This window comes from Gluconacetobacter dulcium (genome assembly GCF_014174165.1).
GTDB lineage: Bacteria > Pseudomonadota > Alphaproteobacteria > Acetobacterales > Acetobacteraceae > Gluconacetobacter > Gluconacetobacter dulcium.
Map to the genome: position 1 here is coordinate 17,711 of NZ_JABEQN010000009.1, position 15,546 is coordinate 33,256.

Consider the following 15,546-nt stretch of genomic DNA (forward strand, 5'->3'; position numbering starts at 1 on the left):
CCTGCTGCATCGCGATTGTTTCGAACTGGCCAAGGCTGATTGCTTGGCACTTACGGCATTTTGGATTGTCGATACAGGAAGTGGGGGATCATACTACACGTTATTCAACTACAATACGAGCAGGAAGCGATATGACAGATATCAAAAAAACCATTTCCTTTACGCCAATGACGCTCGGTGAAATCATTGGAGAGAAAGAGGCGGAACAAATATACAATGAAAATCCATCGAATAGCGATATAATTGAAAATATGTCTTTTTATGACGTGTCAATTATCGTTGACGGCTACCATATAAGAGAACCATTTCTTAATAGATATAAAGGTAATAAATATAGTGGATCGGCGATGCACAAACTTGTCGAGTCATGGGTCCGCTGCGTCGAGAATTGGGTATTCCACGAATATATGCATATTGCCGAGAAAGACCACGATGGGCTGAGCATGCACACTATCGGATATGACGCCATGCTCGATGAAGATAAAAACGATGAAGAAAAATTCTCCAACGAAGCAACGCTGAAGAATTTCCAGGATTCTCGGTTCAATGTTCACGGAAAAATAAGAACATTGGATGTATCTGCGATATGGAATATTTGCACTCTGAAAGTTCGAGAAGGTGGGGTGGCCTTTCAATCCGGTGTGGATGCCAGGATCGCAACCCAGTTGTTTATAGAAGCTGACAAAGGAGCCGATTTAATTTGCTTAGTGACAGCAGATGGCGATTTTGGACCTGCCATTTCGTATATTAAGACACGATATAAAAATGTAAAAATTTGCGTCCTTTCCTACAATAATCTGGACCGTAAGAAAGAACTCGTATCAAGTTCGGACGCCTTTTATAGAATGAACAGAGACGCGAAACTTGAGGATATAAGAGATTTTATTTTCAAGGGGTAATATATGTCCGCATCAGGGCGCCTTCGATGGTGCTTCCCACCAACCCCCCATCCGCCAACGGCCGCTGAAGCCTTAACGCCTCGTCCGCCGGTGCCGTCATCCACAAATCCATATCCTCCTGCCGCGTCAGGATGACAGACATGGCCTTGGGATGAACGGTGCCGACCTCCTGGTTGGCTTCAGTGGTCAGGAATCCATACAGGTCGTCTGTCGTCTCGCCATCGGCCAGCTTCCTGACTGATGTCCACCGGCACCAGAGCCCGGCGAAAAAGGCCAGCGGCTCACCATCGGCCCCGGCGAACCAGACCTGGCGGCTTCCTTTGTTCATGTCAGACGAACATGTTCTGGCTATGAATCTTTAGCTGAATGGCTTTCATTTAAGTCCTTTAATGCTCTTGAGAATCGTTCTTCGTGCGGGTCACACTCAACGGCTCGCTCGAAGGCGTGGCGTGTTTCTGCCAGGGGGGCTTTGCGCCAACGCAGCACGCGCCCCAAATCGTACCAGGCCCAAGCATGACGTGTTTGGGGGGCTGCCATCTGCACAACACGCTGCAACATTTCCTTCGCGTCGTCCAATAGGCGCGTATATGCGATTCTACTGCTTTGCCGATTTCGCGGCCTGCTTTTGCTGGCGAGCTTTATTTTTACTTGAGCATACTCATGGAGTGCTTTTACATCACGTAAAATAGCATCTCCGGCCAGCCCGAAGTATCGGTGGGCTCTTTCGAGCCGTCCGGCGCGCTTCTCTTGTATTGCAGCGTCAAATGCTTCGTCTACCGCTTCCAGTAACGGCAGTTGATCAAGCCAAGAAATAGCTTGTGGCTTACTCCCTGCATCGAGGTATGCTGACGCAATGGGGGTAATCAACGGTGCTGGATTGACTTCCGGATTTCGACTTCTGAATTCCAGACATATTTCTTCGGCACCTCGAATATTGCTCCGCGATATCAGTTCTTTTGCCAACTCTACGGCAAAACTAAGTGTGGCAGAGTTACTTCTATATGCTTCTTGTAGGCGTTCTAATACTCCTTGTGCATCACCAATCATCCGCAAATGTGCCACATCCTGAAGGACGAGAATAGCTTTGTACTCTGGATGTACTGGCAAGGTTGCGCGAAAATATGACCTTGCTTCATCGAAATCAAAGCGAGGCGGTGGGGAGCCATTCTGCTCCATCGTGCGTCGGACTTTAGGTATACCCGTTCCTCGCCCTTCGGCTAGCCTCAGTTCTTTTAGAAGATCTCCAATGCGGCGATTACGAGCGGGCACGGGCGGCAACGGCACAGAGCCGTCCAGATGCTTGATTTCAATGCCCGGCACGGGACCCGGATAGCTAATGATTTCCATGCGGTCTGGAAAGAGATAAATCTTAATCGGCTCCGGCTCGCCCTCATACGAACGGTGGTAGACAGCATTCACCAAAGTTTCTCGCAGGGCAGGTGAGGGATAGCTAACTGAATGAATAGCTTGCGTGCGTCCAGGTAGTTTTTGAATCATACGTACAGACAGGCTTTCCAGATAAGAAAGACATTCTCGAAGCTGCTCATGAATGGGGCGCTTGCTGAACACTTTTTCTTCCAGAACGTCGCCTGTATTATCTGCCGTGAATTGAACAACTTCTATCCTCGCTCCGGGAAACCACTGTTCCGGGTCTTGGCTGAAAAAAAGAAGCCCTACATTACGCGGAGCATCATGCCCGTTAACCGGGTCCGCAATCCGTAGCATCCGATAGAGTGTTTTGGTGTCGGTCTCGTCCACTAGGCCACTATGAACATCGTTCAGAAACTCGCGCACCTTGGTTTCGCGAATGTCCAGTACGCTGGCATGTAATGCGCGCCGATCATCGAACGGTACGCGCGCAGTCATTTGTATGAGTTGGCGCTTCAGTTCCGGCTTGCTATCGGAGTCTACGGATTCAGACCCCAGCCTAATATAAAATTTGCGGCGTGTGCCTTTTTCTGTAGATTCAGGCGCTTGGTGAGGACGTGCGTCGCTACCTGGAGCCCAAATTACCAGAATTCGTTGTCCTTTGTAGACTTCTGGTGAAAGGACAGGTTGATATAATGGGTCAATGGTGTTGCAGTGTCCTCGTATCCATATTTGGGCATCTTCGATCTCTTTGGCAGTCAGCCCCTTAGCCGGCAGAATGGCGGCACCATCTTGCTCAGCAACGCCAACGACGATGTAGCCACCATTTAGGTTCTGAAAGTCATTCGCAAAGGCGCAAATCGTTCGAATACATTGAGCGCCGGTGGTCTTCTCGTCCCAAGATGCCTTGAACTCAACACGGGCAGATTCGACGCCTTGTAGGTGTAGCAAATCATCGACGTTGATGGGAATAATGGAAGACAAAACTTGGACTTTCATGGAAGATGTTGATGGAATCTGTTAGTATAAATGTGGCGGTTGCATCGGTTTATCCTAGTGCCCGATGTTATATACTCTCGCTATTATCGTGCTATCTATTTTCCTAGCTTGCCTGTCGGTCGATTTATGAAGCATCGTAACAGAAGGCGACATAAGTGGCGAGAGATATCCCGGCTTTCCGCAAGGGGCTCATGCTGATTACTTTTCCGCCATTCTCCAACGCACCCTTGAGCGGACTTAGCTCGGGATCGAGGGCTGCCGCGATCAATTGAAAAAAAGACCCCGAGTACTGTGTTTCTGCATTTCTGGATGGCCTACTCTTCGTCGTAATCGTTCGTATCGTCTGCTGGGTTTGTCATCACGGAATACAGGTTGCACATCGCTGCCTGCCTTCCACCGTCGGCCAGAGAAAACGCCCGTGAGTCAAAGCCTTGCAGATATCAGAAACATAGCCGGGCCTCAGCCGTTCCCCGCACTGTGCCACATCTCCGGAGATCGTGCCTTGACTCTCGTCGCATTTAAGGAACAAATCATGAACTCTTATCACTGACGCCCGCCAGCATCGGACGGATCGAGATGACCACGAAGGGGAGCCAAGCCCAGAAGAAGCCTGCCCTGGAAGCGCTCCAGGCGACCATTGCCCGCATCGAGGGACACAAGAACCGCAAGCGTGCCGTCCTGCCGTTCGGGGTGAAGGCGATCGATACGAGACTGCCGGGTGGCGGCCTGGCCCTCGGGGCGCTCCACGAAGTGGCCGGGGGCGGGAATGACGCCCTGAACGCGACGGCAGCGGCCCTGTTCGCCGCAGGGATTGCCGCCCGGACCAAGGGCAAGGTGCTGTGGATTGTCACCCGGCAGGACATCTTTGCGCCGGCTCTCGATCAGGCTGGCCTTGCTGCCCGCCGGGTCATCCATGTCGAAGCATCCTCGGACAACGACGCCCTGGCCTGCTTCGAGGAAGGGCTGCGCCATGGCGGGCTGGGTTCCGTGGTCGCCGAGGTCGGGCGGCTGACGATGACGGCCTCGCGGCGCTTGCAGATCGCCGCCGAAGGGACCGGGACCATCGGCCTGGCTGTCCGGAGATGGCGCCGCCAGACGGAAGCCGCCGATTTCGGACAGCCGACAGCCAGCACCACACGCTGGCGGGTCTCGGTCCTGCCATCTGCGCCGCTTCCCGTGCCCGGCGTGGAACGGCCCCGGTGGATGCTGGAATTGCTGCGCGCGCGATCGGGGGAATGCGCGGATTTCGAGGTGGAGGGGTGCGATGCCAACGGGAGGATCGAATCGTGTGGTGTCGCTCTACCTGCCTCTGTGGCCGACGGAGCGCATCAGGAAGAAGCTGAGCAACGCCGCGCCTGAGACACCGCTGGCCCTTGTCGGCCGGGAAGGCAGCCGTCGCGTCGTCATGTCCGCCGACCTCGCCGCCCGCAAGATCGGGGTGACGCCCGGCATTCCGGTTGCCAAGGCCCAGGCGCTCTATCCCGATCTGACCATCATGGATGCCGACCCCGACGGCGACCGGGCCGGGCTGGAGGCTCTGGCTCTCTGGTTCCAGCGGCGGATCGCGCCGATCGTGGCGGTGGACGCATCCGGCGGCCTGCCCGATGGCATCGTAATGGATACGACCGGCACGGATCATCTGCATGGTGGCGAGCCGGCGATGCTGGAAACCGTGGTCCGTCGCCTGGCTGATTCAGGCTTTACCGCCAAGGCCACGATCGCCGGAACCTGGGGTGCCGCCCATGCAGTGACCAGATATGGACGCGGCCGGATCGTCATCGTGCCCGATGGAGGCGTCCCCGACGCGCTCTGCAACCTGCCGATCGAGGCATTGCGGCTTCCGGCTGCCGTCATCGAGGGCTTGCGGACGCTGGGTATCTCCCGGATCGGCAAGCTGGCCGCCATGCCGCGCGCGCCGCTGACCTTGCGGTTCGGGCCGGAACTGGAACGCCGTCTGGACCAGGCTTATGGGCGCGTCGCCGAACCGATTCTGGCCGTGCGTCCGGTCGATCCGGTTTCTGTCGCGCGCAACTTCGCCGAACCCATCGGCGCGGCCGAGACCATCGCCCGTTATATCGGCAAGCTGGTTCCTGTCCTGTGCGAGGGGCTGGATGCGAGGGGCGACGGCATCCGCCTGCTCGACCTCCTGTTGCACCGGGTGGACAGCCAGACCCAGACCATCCGGATCGCCACGGCCCGGCCGGCAAGGGACGCGAAGCATCTGACACGCCTGCTGTGCGAGAAGATCGAGACGATCGATCCGGGCTATGGCATCGAGCGCATGGAACTGGTCGCCGTCCTCGCCGAACCGATGGAGGTCAGGCAGCGGGTTTCCTCGCTGATCGAAGAGGAAGAAGCTGACATTTCCGGCCTGATCGACACGCTGGCCAATCGTGTCGGCGGGGAATCGCTCTACCGGTTTGCCCCTGTGGAGAGCGACATCCCCGAGCGGTCGGTCTGCCGGGTGCCGGCACTGGCTCCGGATGACGGCACCACCTGGCCGGCCGGATGGCCACGACCGACCCGGCTGCTCTCCCGGCCGGAACCTGTCCAGGCCATGGCCGAACTGCCGGACCAGCCGCCGATCTTCTTTATCTGGCGCGGCATCCGGCATCGCGTGCGCTGCGCCGACGGGCCTGAGCGCGTCTTCGGAGAATGGTGGCAGGGCGATGCGGAACTGACGATCGCGCGGGATTATTTCCGGATCGAGGACACGGCCGGCGACCGGTTCTGGGTCTTCCGCGAGGGCGACGGCGAGCATGGAGAAACCGGCTCGCAGAGATGGTTCATGCACGGGCTGTTCGCATGACCCGATACGCCGAACTCCAGGTCACCAGTTATTTCTCGTTCCTGCGCGGGGTGTCGTCGCCTGCCGAACTGTTTGCCCAGGCCAAGCGCCTCGGACTCCCCGCCATCGGGATCACGGATCGCAACACGCTCGCCGGCATCGTCCAGGCTCATATCGCGGCGAAAGATACCGGCATACGGCTGGTGGTCGGATGCCGGCTCGACCTCGCCGACTTTCCGCCGGTCCTGGTCTATCCGATGGATCGTTCGGCGTACGGCCGGTTATGTCGGCTGCTGTCGATCGGCAAGGCGCGCGCCGGCAAGGGCAAATGCCTGCTGAACTGGGCCGATCTGGCCGAGTGGGGTGACGGACTGCTGGCCGTGCTGGTGCCGGATGTCGCCGGCGAGGACTGCGCCCTGCATCTGCGGAAGCTGCGGGATGCCTTCGGGGATCGGGCCTATATGGCCCTTACCCTGCGCCGCCGGCCGAACGACCAGATGCGGCTCTATGAATTGGCGAACCTGGCCCATGCGCGCCGGGTGAAGACCGTCGTCACCAATGACATCCTGTTCGATATCCATGACCGTCGCATCCTCCAGGATGTCGTCACCTGCGTCCGGCATAATACGACCATCGACCGGGCCGGCTTCGTCCGTGAGCGTCATGCCGATCGCTATCTCAAGCCGCCCCAGGAGATCGCGCGCCTGTTCTCACGATATCCCGAAGCGATCGACCGGAGCATGGAGATCGTCGATCGCTGCCGGTTCAGCCTCGACGACCTGGCCTATCAATATCCGGACGAAATCACGACGCCAGGCCAGACACCCCAGGAGGCACTGGAGGCCCTGACATGGGAAGGTGCCCGAGCCTTCTACACGGATGGCATCCCCGAGGACGTGGCCGAAATTCTGCGTCATGAACTGGCGCTGATCGGGCGGATGGCCTACGCGCCCTACTTCCTGACGGTGAACAGCATCGTCCGCGAGGCAAGGCGGCGGGGTATCCTGTGCCAGGGTCGCGGATCGGCGGCCAATAGCGCCGTCTGTTTCGTGCTGGGCATCACGGCGATTGACCCGTCGCGGACGACGTTGCTGTTCGAACGGTTCATCTCGGAAGAGCGGGGCGAGCCGCCGGACATCGACGTGGATTTCGAGCATGCCCGTCGCGAGGAAATCATCCAGTGGATTTATGACCATTACGGTCGCACCCGCGCGGCACTGACCGCCGTGGTCACCCGGTATCGGGCCAAGGGGGCTCTCCGTGATGTTGGCAAGGTGATGGGGCTGCCGGAAGACCTGATCTCCCTGCTGTCGAAACAGATATGGGGCTGGTCGCGCGAGGTCGATGCGGAGAAATTCGCCGAGACCGGAATCGACCTGACCGACCGGCGTATCCGTCTGACGCTCGATCTGGCGCGTGCCCTGATCGGCGTGCCGCGTCATCTGTCCCAACATCCGGGTGGCTTCGTGCTGACCCACGACCGGCTGGACGAACTGGTGCCGATCGAACCGGCGGCGATGGATAACCGTCAGACCATCGAATGGGACAAGGACGATATCGACGCGCTGAAATTCATGAAGGTGGATGTGCTGGCGCTCGGCATGCTGACCTGCATGAAGAAAAGCCTCGACCTGCTGGCCGAGCATAAGGGGCAGGCGCTAACCCTGGCCACCATCCCGGCCGAAGACCCGCGAACCTATGCCATGATCCGCAAGGCGGACACGATCGGCGTGTTCCAGATCGAGTCCCGCGCCCAGATGTCGATGCTGCCGCGCCTGAAGCCCCGGACCTATTATGACCTGGTGATCGAGGTCGCCATCGTCAGACCCGGACCGATCCAGGGTGATATGGTTCATCCGTATCTGCGCCGGCGGGAGGGATTGGAGCATCCGGACTATCCGACGCCGGAACTGGAAGAGGTGCTGAAGCGGACCCTCGGCGTGCCGCTCTTCCAGGAACAGGTGATGCAGGTGGCCATGGTCTGCGCCGGGTTCACGGCAGCCGAGGCGGACGGCCTGCGCCGGGCCATGGCGACCTTCAAGAACACCGGCACGGTATCGAAATTCCAGACCCGCCTGCTCGAAGGCATGAGGGAGAACGGATATCCGGAGGAATTCGCCGAGCGCATCTACCAGCAGCTTGAGGGCTTCGGCTCCTACGGCTTCCCGGAAAGCCATGCCGCGTCGTTCGCCATCCTGGCCTATTCGTCGTCGTGGATGAAATGCCGCCATCCGGACGTGTTCCTGGCCTCATTACTGAACAGCCAGCCGATGGGCTTCTACGCGCCGTCCCAGCTTGTCCGCGACGCCCAGGCTCATGGGGTGGAAGTCCGGCCGATCTGCGTGAACCGGTCCCGGTGGGATGCCACGCTGGAAGGGCCGGAACGGGCGAACGGCCTGTTCGCGGTGCGGCTCGGGATGAACCTGGTGAAGGGGCTGGCCAACGAGGATGCCGCGCGGATCGTGGCGGCTCGTGGGAATCGGCCCTTTTCCTCGATCGACGATCTGTGGCGGCGATCCGGCGTGAAGGCCGCTGCCCTGACCCATCTGGCCGAGGCTGATGCGTTCCGTCCGGGGTTCGGGCTGGCCCGGCGCGAGGCATTGTGGGCCATCAAGGCGCTACGGGATGAACCGTTGCCCTTGTTCGCGGCTGCGGCCATCACGCGGGAGGCCGAGGAACCCGATGTCCTGCTCCAGCCCATGCGGGCCGGCGCCGAGGTGGCAAGGGACTATAACCGTGTCGGCCTGACCCTACGGGATCATCCGGTTGCCTTCCTGCGGGATGATCTGCGCCGGGAAGGCATCCTGTCATGCCGGGACGCAATCGGGGCCAAGGACGGCAAGCGGATGACGGCAGCCGGAATCGTCCTGGTGCGCCAACGGCCGGGCTCGTCCAAGGGGGTGGTCTTCATGACGCTGGAGGATGAGACGGCGACGCTGAATGTCATCGTGTGGGCGGACGTGTTCGAGAAGTTCCGGCCGGTGGTCCTGTCCGCGAGCATGGTGGCTGTGAAGGGACGGCTTCAGAAGGAGGGGGAAGTGATCCATCTGATCGCCCTGGAGATTACGGACCGGTCGGCGCTGCTGGCGGATGTCGGGAACCGGGCGGGTCGTGGGGATGGGGTCGGGATGGGGGTGGATGAGATCGATGGTGACCTGATCGCTGTTAGGTCGCGGAATTTCCACTGAATCTGGGGCTGGCCGTGTTCCTCCGGAGGGGCGGACGGCGATGCCTCTCTGGGGGATTGTCCGGCTGCCGCCGGATGTGGCGGTTACGGGGCTGCGCCTGCGGGCCAAGGGTCGATGAATGGCACCGTGACGCGGATAGGGACGTGACCACGATCTCCCGGCGGAGCCGGGCATGCCGTCCTGCCTCCTTCGAGGCCCCCTTCAGCCATCCGCATAAGCGCCATGACCTATGACATCGCCGAGTCAAAAACGGTGGTTTCCGGGTTCCGGTCAAGCACTCATCTTTTATTCGCAACGGATCGTGTTCAAAAAGCGGCCTTTTGGTGAGCATTTGGGGCTGTGAGGCGCTGAATCGTAGAGATCGAGACGCCCAGGACACCGGCGATCTGCCCGTTCGTGCTGCCAGTCGCCGCCATCTCCATGGCATGCTCTTTTTGCCTGACCGTCAGCTTCGGCCGCCTTCCCAGCCTCTTCCCTGCGGCCCGAGCGGCCTCCAGTCCGGCCAGTGTCCGCTCTTTGATGATTTCCCTCTCAAACTCTGCGAATGCCGCCAAGATGGTCAGGAAGAGGCGCCCGTTCGGCGTGTTCGTCTCGACGCCGATATTCAAAATCCTCAAGTTGATCGCGCGATCATTCAGAATCCTGATTAGGCCGATAACGTCCACGGTGTCCCGGCCCAGCCTGTCCAGCTTCGCCGCCACCAGACTGTCGCCGGACTTCAGAATCCGCAACAGAGAGGACATGCCGGGACGCGACAGAGCCGGAACTCCGCCAGAGATAATGTCCTGAATGATCATGTCGTCAGACAGTCCCTCCCGTCGTAACGACAATATCTGCGGGTCATTTGTCTGGCCCTCTGTTGACACCCGCGCGTAACCGAAACGTCTCATGCTCAAAAACCTCGTTTTCAATCTGTGGTTCTGGGCGCGCCTGAATACGACGCGGGCATGTTCAAAAACCACGGATTCTGGTCACTGCAATCAGTGTAGTGTGGCCAGAAATGCATTTCATATTTCTGGCCACACTGCGTTCGGGCTTTGGCTACGGGGATGATGGGCGGCAGATGAAAAGTCATCAAAAGAAAATGTTTCGTATCAAGGGGGCGGTGATTGCCGCCCTCTCCATTTATGCATCAGGGGCCATTTTATTTTCCTCGGCGCAGGCTGAATCGCCCCGTGAAGACCAGACCCGCTATGGGGTGGCGTCTGGAAGCGGGCCGCTCAATACGCTGCTCATCAATGGCCACCCCACGACCCCCAGGATCGCCGGGAACGGTGCCCTGTTCGTCTCCAAGGTCGCCGAGGCCGGGAATGCCGACATCCTGCTGCTGACCTCCGTTGGTGGGCAGGCTTGTGACGCGCAGTATTCCATCGTCCAGGTCACGCCGACCGGAATCAAGCCTCCGACGGCATTTTTCGGAAATTGCATCTCCGTCCGGCCAATGATCTCCGGGCAGACTATTACGATGAAATTCCCCCGGAACGTGGGACGCTACGCCACCATCCCGGCTGAGATCGACGCATACGACATCGCGACCGGCCAGATGACGAAAAACGGGAAGCCGGTCAGCGCGGTGTGCAGGCTCGATAACGGCGTTTGCCAGGGATGATCCGCCCGTAATCTGCCGGCAGCGCAAAACAACCCAGTAATGCAAACGAACTGTCAGGATTCGTAGAATGAAGATTAGAGACGTGTCGCTGCATTTCGATCGCATGACCGGTGTGATGATGGCCTATATCGGCACATTCGCCATTTGCGTCATCGTGTGCGCAGTGATGGGGGAATACTCTCTGCTGCTGGGATATTTTCTGGTGACGTGCCTGACTCTGTTTCAAATTCAGGCATGGCTCGGAAAACTCATTGCGCGGAAGATGTTCGGTGACCCAATGGCCGCGTTTCCAAAAATGTATGGCGAACTGTTTGCCCACCCGCCTGTTCAGATCGATTACAGACTCGATTTCGACAATTACCTGACTGCCATCTGCTACGACGGAGAGTTCCTTTATATCGTTGACAAAAACAAGATGGTTACGCTGAAATGGAGTGATGTAAGGTCGTGGTCATGGGAAATCATTGATCCTGCCGTGCAGGTAACGACCGCCAACACACCAGGTCTCGCCGTGCAGGGGGCAGTCAACGATGCATGGGCCAATCTGGGACCGAGGGTAAACGCGATCAAGAGCAGCGGTATCCGGCTGACCGTCAAGGATATCAATCATCCACAATGGTTCTACAACACCGGGAAAGACAAGAAGGCCGAAGCGGTCTGCCGGAAATGGGAAGAGATTTTCAGGCAGTTCAGCGACGGATCGCTCAAGATCGCGGCCTGATCGGGCGATAGCAACAGGGGGGCAGGATCATGGGACCGGAAGAGCTTTCGATCATTATGAGTCCGCAATTTATCAACGCGACGTTCCGTGCGGGCGAAGACTGGTATAACAACCTGATGGAGCGGAAGCGGGCAGTTGAGCAGCAGGCGCAGGAGGCCGCACGACAAAACCAGCTTCATGCTCTCCGCGCAGCCAACGCGAATCTCTGGCAATTCAACTCCGACCTCCTGCGTGAACTGTCTAACAAACGGCTGGAGAATCGGGAGCAGAGCGCAGCACTGAGTGTCGCCGAACGTGATCTATTCCTAGCTAATGCTGCGAACGCAGGACTCAGTAGCCGACTGGAACAAGTGACGTCGCCACCCAAGCCCGTCGAAGCCGTGCCTGATCTCGCGACGTTCACGGCCGACCTGCAAGCCAGCGTCCAGCGCGCCATCGCAAACGAACAGAAGCGAAAGGCCGATGAAGCAGCGACGGCGGCGATGGCGAGTGAGCGTCGATCTCAGGAACGCATTCTGGTGCAAGCACAGGCCCAGGCGCAGGAACTGGCACAGGTCCGGGCCGAGAGAGATGAAGCAAAAACCGGTTTGGAGGCCGCCAGGGCGGACGGCTATCGGCTCCAGTCGGAGGTTGATCTGGCCACGAGTGCCCTGAAGACGAAGGATATTCTGGTCACCGCTCTCGAAGCCGAACGCCGGGACAACGCGCTGGCGGCTCAGGCCATCGAGGCGGCGGGCATGACCGTGATGTATGTCACGGCGCAGGCGATGGAGGCGTGGGCCGCCCAGGGCAAGGCGCCGATGCTCGACAACCTGATGACCTCGCACGCCAAGGCCGGCGGGAAGCCGATGACGATGCGCGAGTATCTATGGTTTGCGACGTTGATCAGGGAGATGAAGGCGCGCCATGTGCCCGATCACCTGATCCGCGCCCGCTGCGCCGTGGACGGGATCGAGGACTTCCTGGCACGGAAGGCGGATGTGTCGGATCGGAGAGTTGCGTTTACCCTGCCCTGAGATGGGGCCGGCGCAGACGGGCGAGAGCCGATCAAGTCAGATTCCGAACGCAACGACCAGTATAACCGGGGGAAGCCATGGCCGAGATCATCAATCTGAATAGAACGATCCAGCACAGAAGCCGCATGAGCGTCTTTGTGGGCTACCTGACGGTGGACTGGAAATGTCATGCCTTCGCCGCCGAGACCAAACGCGAGTGCATGCGTCAGATAGCCCTGTTCATCTGCGAGATGGATGAAATGCATCGAGCGGACGTGCGCGATTACCCGGAGGTCGCGGCGTTGCGGCCATATTATTACTCCGGTGTTGTTGCATCGAATGACATCTGTCGGATCGCATCGCTTGCCGAGATTAATCCCGATCGCCTCGATGCCATGTTCGTTGATGCGATCGATGCATATCTCGTCGATCCAGATGTCCGGATCACATCCCACGCGACCCCCGTTGTCGTGCCTGTCCACGGCGTCGATTTCGGGAATGCGCTGCATGCGGCATTTGTCGAAAGCGAAAGCGGGATCGCCGGACATGTCAGCACGAAGAAGGAAGCGGCGCAGGTCTGGATGACGGATTACGTCCGAGACCAAATGAACATGACCTTGCCCCAGGCGGAGCGGCAGTTTCGGAACTGGAACGACGGGTTCCTGGATGTTGTGCTGCTCCGATTGTCTCCCAACCTCCAGACCGTCGTCACGCTCGCCTCGCTGACGCCTACGGCGGGCTAATCAGAATCATCGGATTCAACCCGTCCGCTCTTTGATCTGATAGCGTCAATACCCCGGAACCCCGCAGGAAACAGCCATTCCTGCGGGGTCATCCGTGTGTTTGACGTGGGGGTCGGGATGGTGCTGCCGGGCTGCTGGTCCGGGCATTGTCGGGGCCGACATTACAATCAACTGGAGAGCCACGAGAGGCCCCAGGAGATTGATATGCACGACAGAAGCACCCATTTTGACGATGCAGAGTCCGGTTTTATCCGTGACCTGATGCATTTCACACTCGACGAACCCGACGTTCAGCCGCTCGTCTGCGCGAGCCGTGACTTGGATTTCTACTACGGCGCGGAGGGGCCGGATAGCGTCGGTCCGCTCTGTGGTATGCCCGGTCGCGAGCGGATACCGTCCACCGCTGCCGATCTCCGCTATGAAGACCGGAAGTGCATTCTGACCGTCCAGGAGGCAAAAATCCTTCGCTGGACGCAGAGGAATTTCGATCAGTCGGGGCGGAATATCTATCTCGCACTGATCGCGCTCAGGGTGATGATCGGCGCTGAGTCACCGACGATTGCGTGCTATCGCTGTCAAGTGAGCAATGCCGTCGTGTATCCGGACCTGCCCGTCCGCATGGCGTTGATGCCTGTCCTTGGTGTGCATCGCGATGACGTGCCGGCTTGGGCGGATATCGTCCATGCGCTTGCTCGGGCGACCGGTCGGGTCAAACAGGATGTCAAACCGCTGAAGCTGCTCCTGTTGCGCCTGTTGAGCGGGATACTGCTGAACATTGTGGATGCTCGCACGAGCGCCTTGAATACGCCCGGCTTTAATGACCGATCTGGCGAAGTCGAGGATCGCGTGCGAGGCATAATCGAGACGATACCTGAACGTGACCGCGCCGAGAGTGGGGCTTATGGCCAGGCCGGACGGGCGTCGGAGGGCGGAAAGAGGCCGACGCCAGCACCACGAGGGCCAAGGCCGCGTCCGCGCTCGCCTCGGCCGAGGATGTTCTGAGTATGTATTCCCCGTCTCCGCACGCTCGGAGACGGGGGTGGCCGCTGAGACGGCATCAGCGACGTTTATGGACCGACTCGTCTTCCTTCTGTTGTGTCGCCTGGTGCTGGGCGAACGACTGGTCGGCCTTCTCGATCTGTCGTTCAAGGGCCGTCCTTGGCGCGGACTTCACGTCCTGAGACGACCCGCCCATCGCCATTTCGGGTTCCAGTTTCTGTTCCTGCCCCCTGTCCTCGTCCGGGTTACGGGACAGCCTCGCGGCGTCACGCTGCCGGTCCAGTTCGCCCTGTGGCAGGATGTGCGCGGCCTCCCGGCCCAGGAATTCAGCGTCATCCCGCTTCTGCTCACGCTCGTCGGGCTGCTGACCGATGTGGGGGCCGGGCGGGGTCAGTTCGCGATCACGAGACTGCCCGGCGCGGCGCTCGTGATCTTCGTTGAAAGAATCCTGGGCCTCCCGATCCTGATCACGGGCGTCGCGCATCTCCGCGAGCCGGTCCTTGAGTTCGTCGGCATTCGGTCGCCGGTCGATTTCCCGCTCGACCTCTCTGACGTTATCGCGCGCGTCCTCGGCGAAATGCCGTTCCTCGACCGTGCGCCAGTCATCGGTCAGTCCGCGCGCATCGGCGACGGTCCTGGCACGCATCACCGCATCGTCGGCCTCTCGGGCCTCGCCCTGCGCGTCGTTCTCCAGTTCGAAGGGGGGCTTGTCGGGCGATTTGATCAGCGCATCGATGTAGCGGCTGTTCGATGCATCCAGCCGCTCATTGTATGTTTTCCGGAGATCGTCGTCGCTCATTCCGATCAGCGACCGCCAGTCCCCCTTCGTCGCAGAATCGTCCGGCAGTTTGTCGGCCATGTCGGCGACATCGCGGATATGCCGTTCACGCTTGACCTCGGCCTTGTCGATTGCTTCAGCCAGGTAGCCGTCGCAATCCTGAGAGTATTTGTCCCACAGACCGACCTCTGCGAGCAGATCGCGGTCGGACATTTTCGCGTAGTTCTCATTACGCTCATCAGCCGATGCCGGTGCGGAGTCCGCGCCAGGGAACCGCCGGCCGAGAACAATGTTGTTTCCGGTCGTCCGCAGGGCGCTCTGTTCCCGTTCCTCAGCAGCAAGTTCTTCAGCAGTGCGTTCCATTTTATTCATCCATTGTCTTTACCGTCAGCATCATCGCCGCCGGTTACGACGAAGCCCCGTGTCGAGGCCCCCTCGAAACCAGCAGGGAAGTCGCCT

The 15,546-nt window shown here is 59.2% G+C and carries 12 protein-coding genes and 1 pseudogene; 9 read left to right on the forward strand and 4 right to left on the reverse strand.

What is annotated here, in order from left to right; genetic code table 11:
* The first annotated feature begins 131 nt into the window (after nucleotides 1-131).
* A complete protein-coding gene (locus tag HLH25_RS08965) occupies nucleotides 132-899 on the forward strand; it encodes an NYN domain-containing protein (RefSeq protein ID WP_182973742.1) in 768 nt (255 codons plus the stop codon).
* Here HLH25_RS08965 and HLH25_RS08970 read toward each other — a convergent pair.
* Nucleotides 889-1,215: pseudogene (locus tag HLH25_RS08970) on the reverse strand (SOS response-associated peptidase family protein); the annotation flags it as partial. The gene HLH25_RS08965 and the pseudogene HLH25_RS08970 sit on opposite strands and share 11 nt — an antisense overlap.
* A 32-nt stretch (nucleotides 1,216-1,247) precedes the next feature.
* Nucleotides 1,248-3,266, reverse strand: a complete 2,019-nt coding sequence (locus tag HLH25_RS08975) for an ATP-binding protein (RefSeq protein ID WP_182973743.1) — start codon at nucleotides 3,264-3,266, stop codon at nucleotides 1,248-1,250.
* A gap of 576 nt (nucleotides 3,267-3,842) precedes the next feature.
* Here HLH25_RS08975 and HLH25_RS08980 point away from each other — a divergent pair.
* The 3 genes from HLH25_RS08980 to HLH25_RS08990 are packed head-to-tail and all read left to right on the forward strand — an operon-like array spanning nucleotide 3,843 to nucleotide 9,242.
* Nucleotides 3,843-4,625 carry an ImuA family protein gene (locus HLH25_RS08980; protein WP_182973744.1) on the forward strand — a complete coding sequence of 261 codons (783 nt, stop codon included), beginning with the start codon at nucleotides 3,843-3,845 and terminating at the stop codon, nucleotides 4,623-4,625.
* A complete protein-coding gene (locus HLH25_RS08985; protein ID WP_310889079.1) occupies nucleotides 4,555-6,075 on the forward strand; it encodes a DUF6504 family protein in 1,521 nt (506 codons plus the stop codon). Before HLH25_RS08980 ends, HLH25_RS08985 begins: the two co-directional genes overlap by 71 nt.
* The gene (locus tag HLH25_RS08990) at nucleotides 6,072-9,242 is read left to right on the forward strand and encodes an error-prone DNA polymerase (RefSeq protein WP_246401810.1); all 3,171 of its coding nucleotides are present in this window, start codon (nucleotides 6,072-6,074) and stop codon (nucleotides 9,240-9,242) included. The genes HLH25_RS08985 and HLH25_RS08990 overlap by 4 nt, the downstream gene beginning before the upstream one ends.
* 305 nt (nucleotides 9,243-9,547) lie before the next feature.
* Here the strand turns inward: HLH25_RS08990 and HLH25_RS08995 are convergent, their stop codons facing one another.
* Nucleotides 9,548-10,132 (reverse strand): recombinase family protein, encoded by a 585-nt coding sequence (locus HLH25_RS08995; RefSeq protein ID WP_182973746.1) that lies wholly within the window; start codon nucleotides 10,130-10,132, stop codon nucleotides 9,548-9,550.
* Nucleotides 10,133-10,242: 110 nt separating this feature from the next.
* On the opposite strand from HLH25_RS08995, the gene HLH25_RS09000 reads away from it, so the two are divergent.
* The 5 genes from HLH25_RS09000 (at nucleotide 10,243) to HLH25_RS09020 (ending at nucleotide 14,312) form a co-directional block, all read left to right on the forward strand.
* Nucleotides 10,243-10,851, forward strand: coding sequence for a hypothetical protein (locus HLH25_RS09000; protein WP_182973747.1), 609 nt, complete (start codon nucleotides 10,243-10,245; stop codon nucleotides 10,849-10,851).
* A gap of 67 nt (nucleotides 10,852-10,918) precedes the next feature.
* Nucleotides 10,919-11,572 carry a hypothetical protein gene (locus HLH25_RS09005; protein WP_182973748.1) on the forward strand — a complete coding sequence of 218 codons (654 nt, stop codon included), beginning with the start codon at nucleotides 10,919-10,921 and terminating at the stop codon, nucleotides 11,570-11,572.
* A 29-nt stretch (nucleotides 11,573-11,601) separates the two neighbouring features.
* Nucleotides 11,602-12,588, forward strand: a complete 987-nt coding sequence (locus tag HLH25_RS09010; RefSeq protein ID WP_182973749.1) for a hypothetical protein — start codon at nucleotides 11,602-11,604, stop codon at nucleotides 12,586-12,588.
* 77 nt (nucleotides 12,589-12,665) lie between these two features.
* Nucleotides 12,666-13,310 carry a hypothetical protein gene (locus HLH25_RS09015; protein ID WP_182973750.1) on the forward strand — a complete coding sequence of 215 codons (645 nt, stop codon included), beginning with the start codon at nucleotides 12,666-12,668 and terminating at the stop codon, nucleotides 13,308-13,310.
* Nucleotides 13,311-13,514: 204 nt separating this feature from the next.
* Nucleotides 13,515-14,312: a hypothetical protein gene (locus tag HLH25_RS09020; RefSeq protein ID WP_182973751.1), complete on the forward strand. Its 798-nt coding sequence runs from the start codon at nucleotides 13,515-13,517 to the stop codon at nucleotides 14,310-14,312.
* Nucleotides 14,313-14,367: 55 nt separating this feature from the next.
* Here HLH25_RS09020 and HLH25_RS09025 read toward each other — a convergent pair whose 3' ends face one another.
* Nucleotides 14,368-15,459, reverse strand: a complete 1,092-nt coding sequence (locus HLH25_RS09025) for a hypothetical protein (RefSeq protein ID WP_182973752.1) — start codon at nucleotides 15,457-15,459, stop codon at nucleotides 14,368-14,370.
* Between the last annotated feature and the right edge of the window lie 87 nt (nucleotides 15,460-15,546).

Coding starts and splice junctions, on each gene's coding strand:
- HLH25_RS08965 (WP_182973742.1), top strand. CDS start 132: ATGACAGATATCAAAAAAACCATTTCCTTTACGCCAATGACGCTCGGT.
- HLH25_RS08975 (WP_182973743.1), bottom strand. CDS start 3,266: ATGAAAGTCCAAGTTTTGTCTTCCATTATTCCCATCAACGTCGATGAT.
- HLH25_RS08980 (WP_182973744.1), top strand. CDS start 3,843: ATGACCACGAAGGGGAGCCAAGCCCAGAAGAAGCCTGCCCTGGAAGCG.
- HLH25_RS08990 (WP_246401810.1), top strand. CDS start 6,072: ATGACCCGATACGCCGAACTCCAGGTCACCAGTTATTTCTCGTTCCTG.
- HLH25_RS08995 (WP_182973746.1), bottom strand. CDS start 10,132: ATGAGACGTTTCGGTTACGCGCGGGTGTCAACAGAGGGCCAGACAAAT.
- HLH25_RS09000 (WP_182973747.1), top strand. CDS start 10,243: ATGCATTTCATATTTCTGGCCACACTGCGTTCGGGCTTTGGCTACGGG.
- HLH25_RS09005 (WP_182973748.1), top strand. CDS start 10,919: ATGAAGATTAGAGACGTGTCGCTGCATTTCGATCGCATGACCGGTGTG.
- HLH25_RS09010 (WP_182973749.1), top strand. CDS start 11,602: ATGGGACCGGAAGAGCTTTCGATCATTATGAGTCCGCAATTTATCAAC.
- HLH25_RS09015 (WP_182973750.1), top strand. CDS start 12,666: ATGGCCGAGATCATCAATCTGAATAGAACGATCCAGCACAGAAGCCGC.
- HLH25_RS09020 (WP_182973751.1), top strand. CDS start 13,515: ATGCACGACAGAAGCACCCATTTTGACGATGCAGAGTCCGGTTTTATC.
- HLH25_RS09025 (WP_182973752.1), bottom strand. CDS start 15,459: ATGAATAAAATGGAACGCACTGCTGAAGAACTTGCTGCTGAGGAACGG.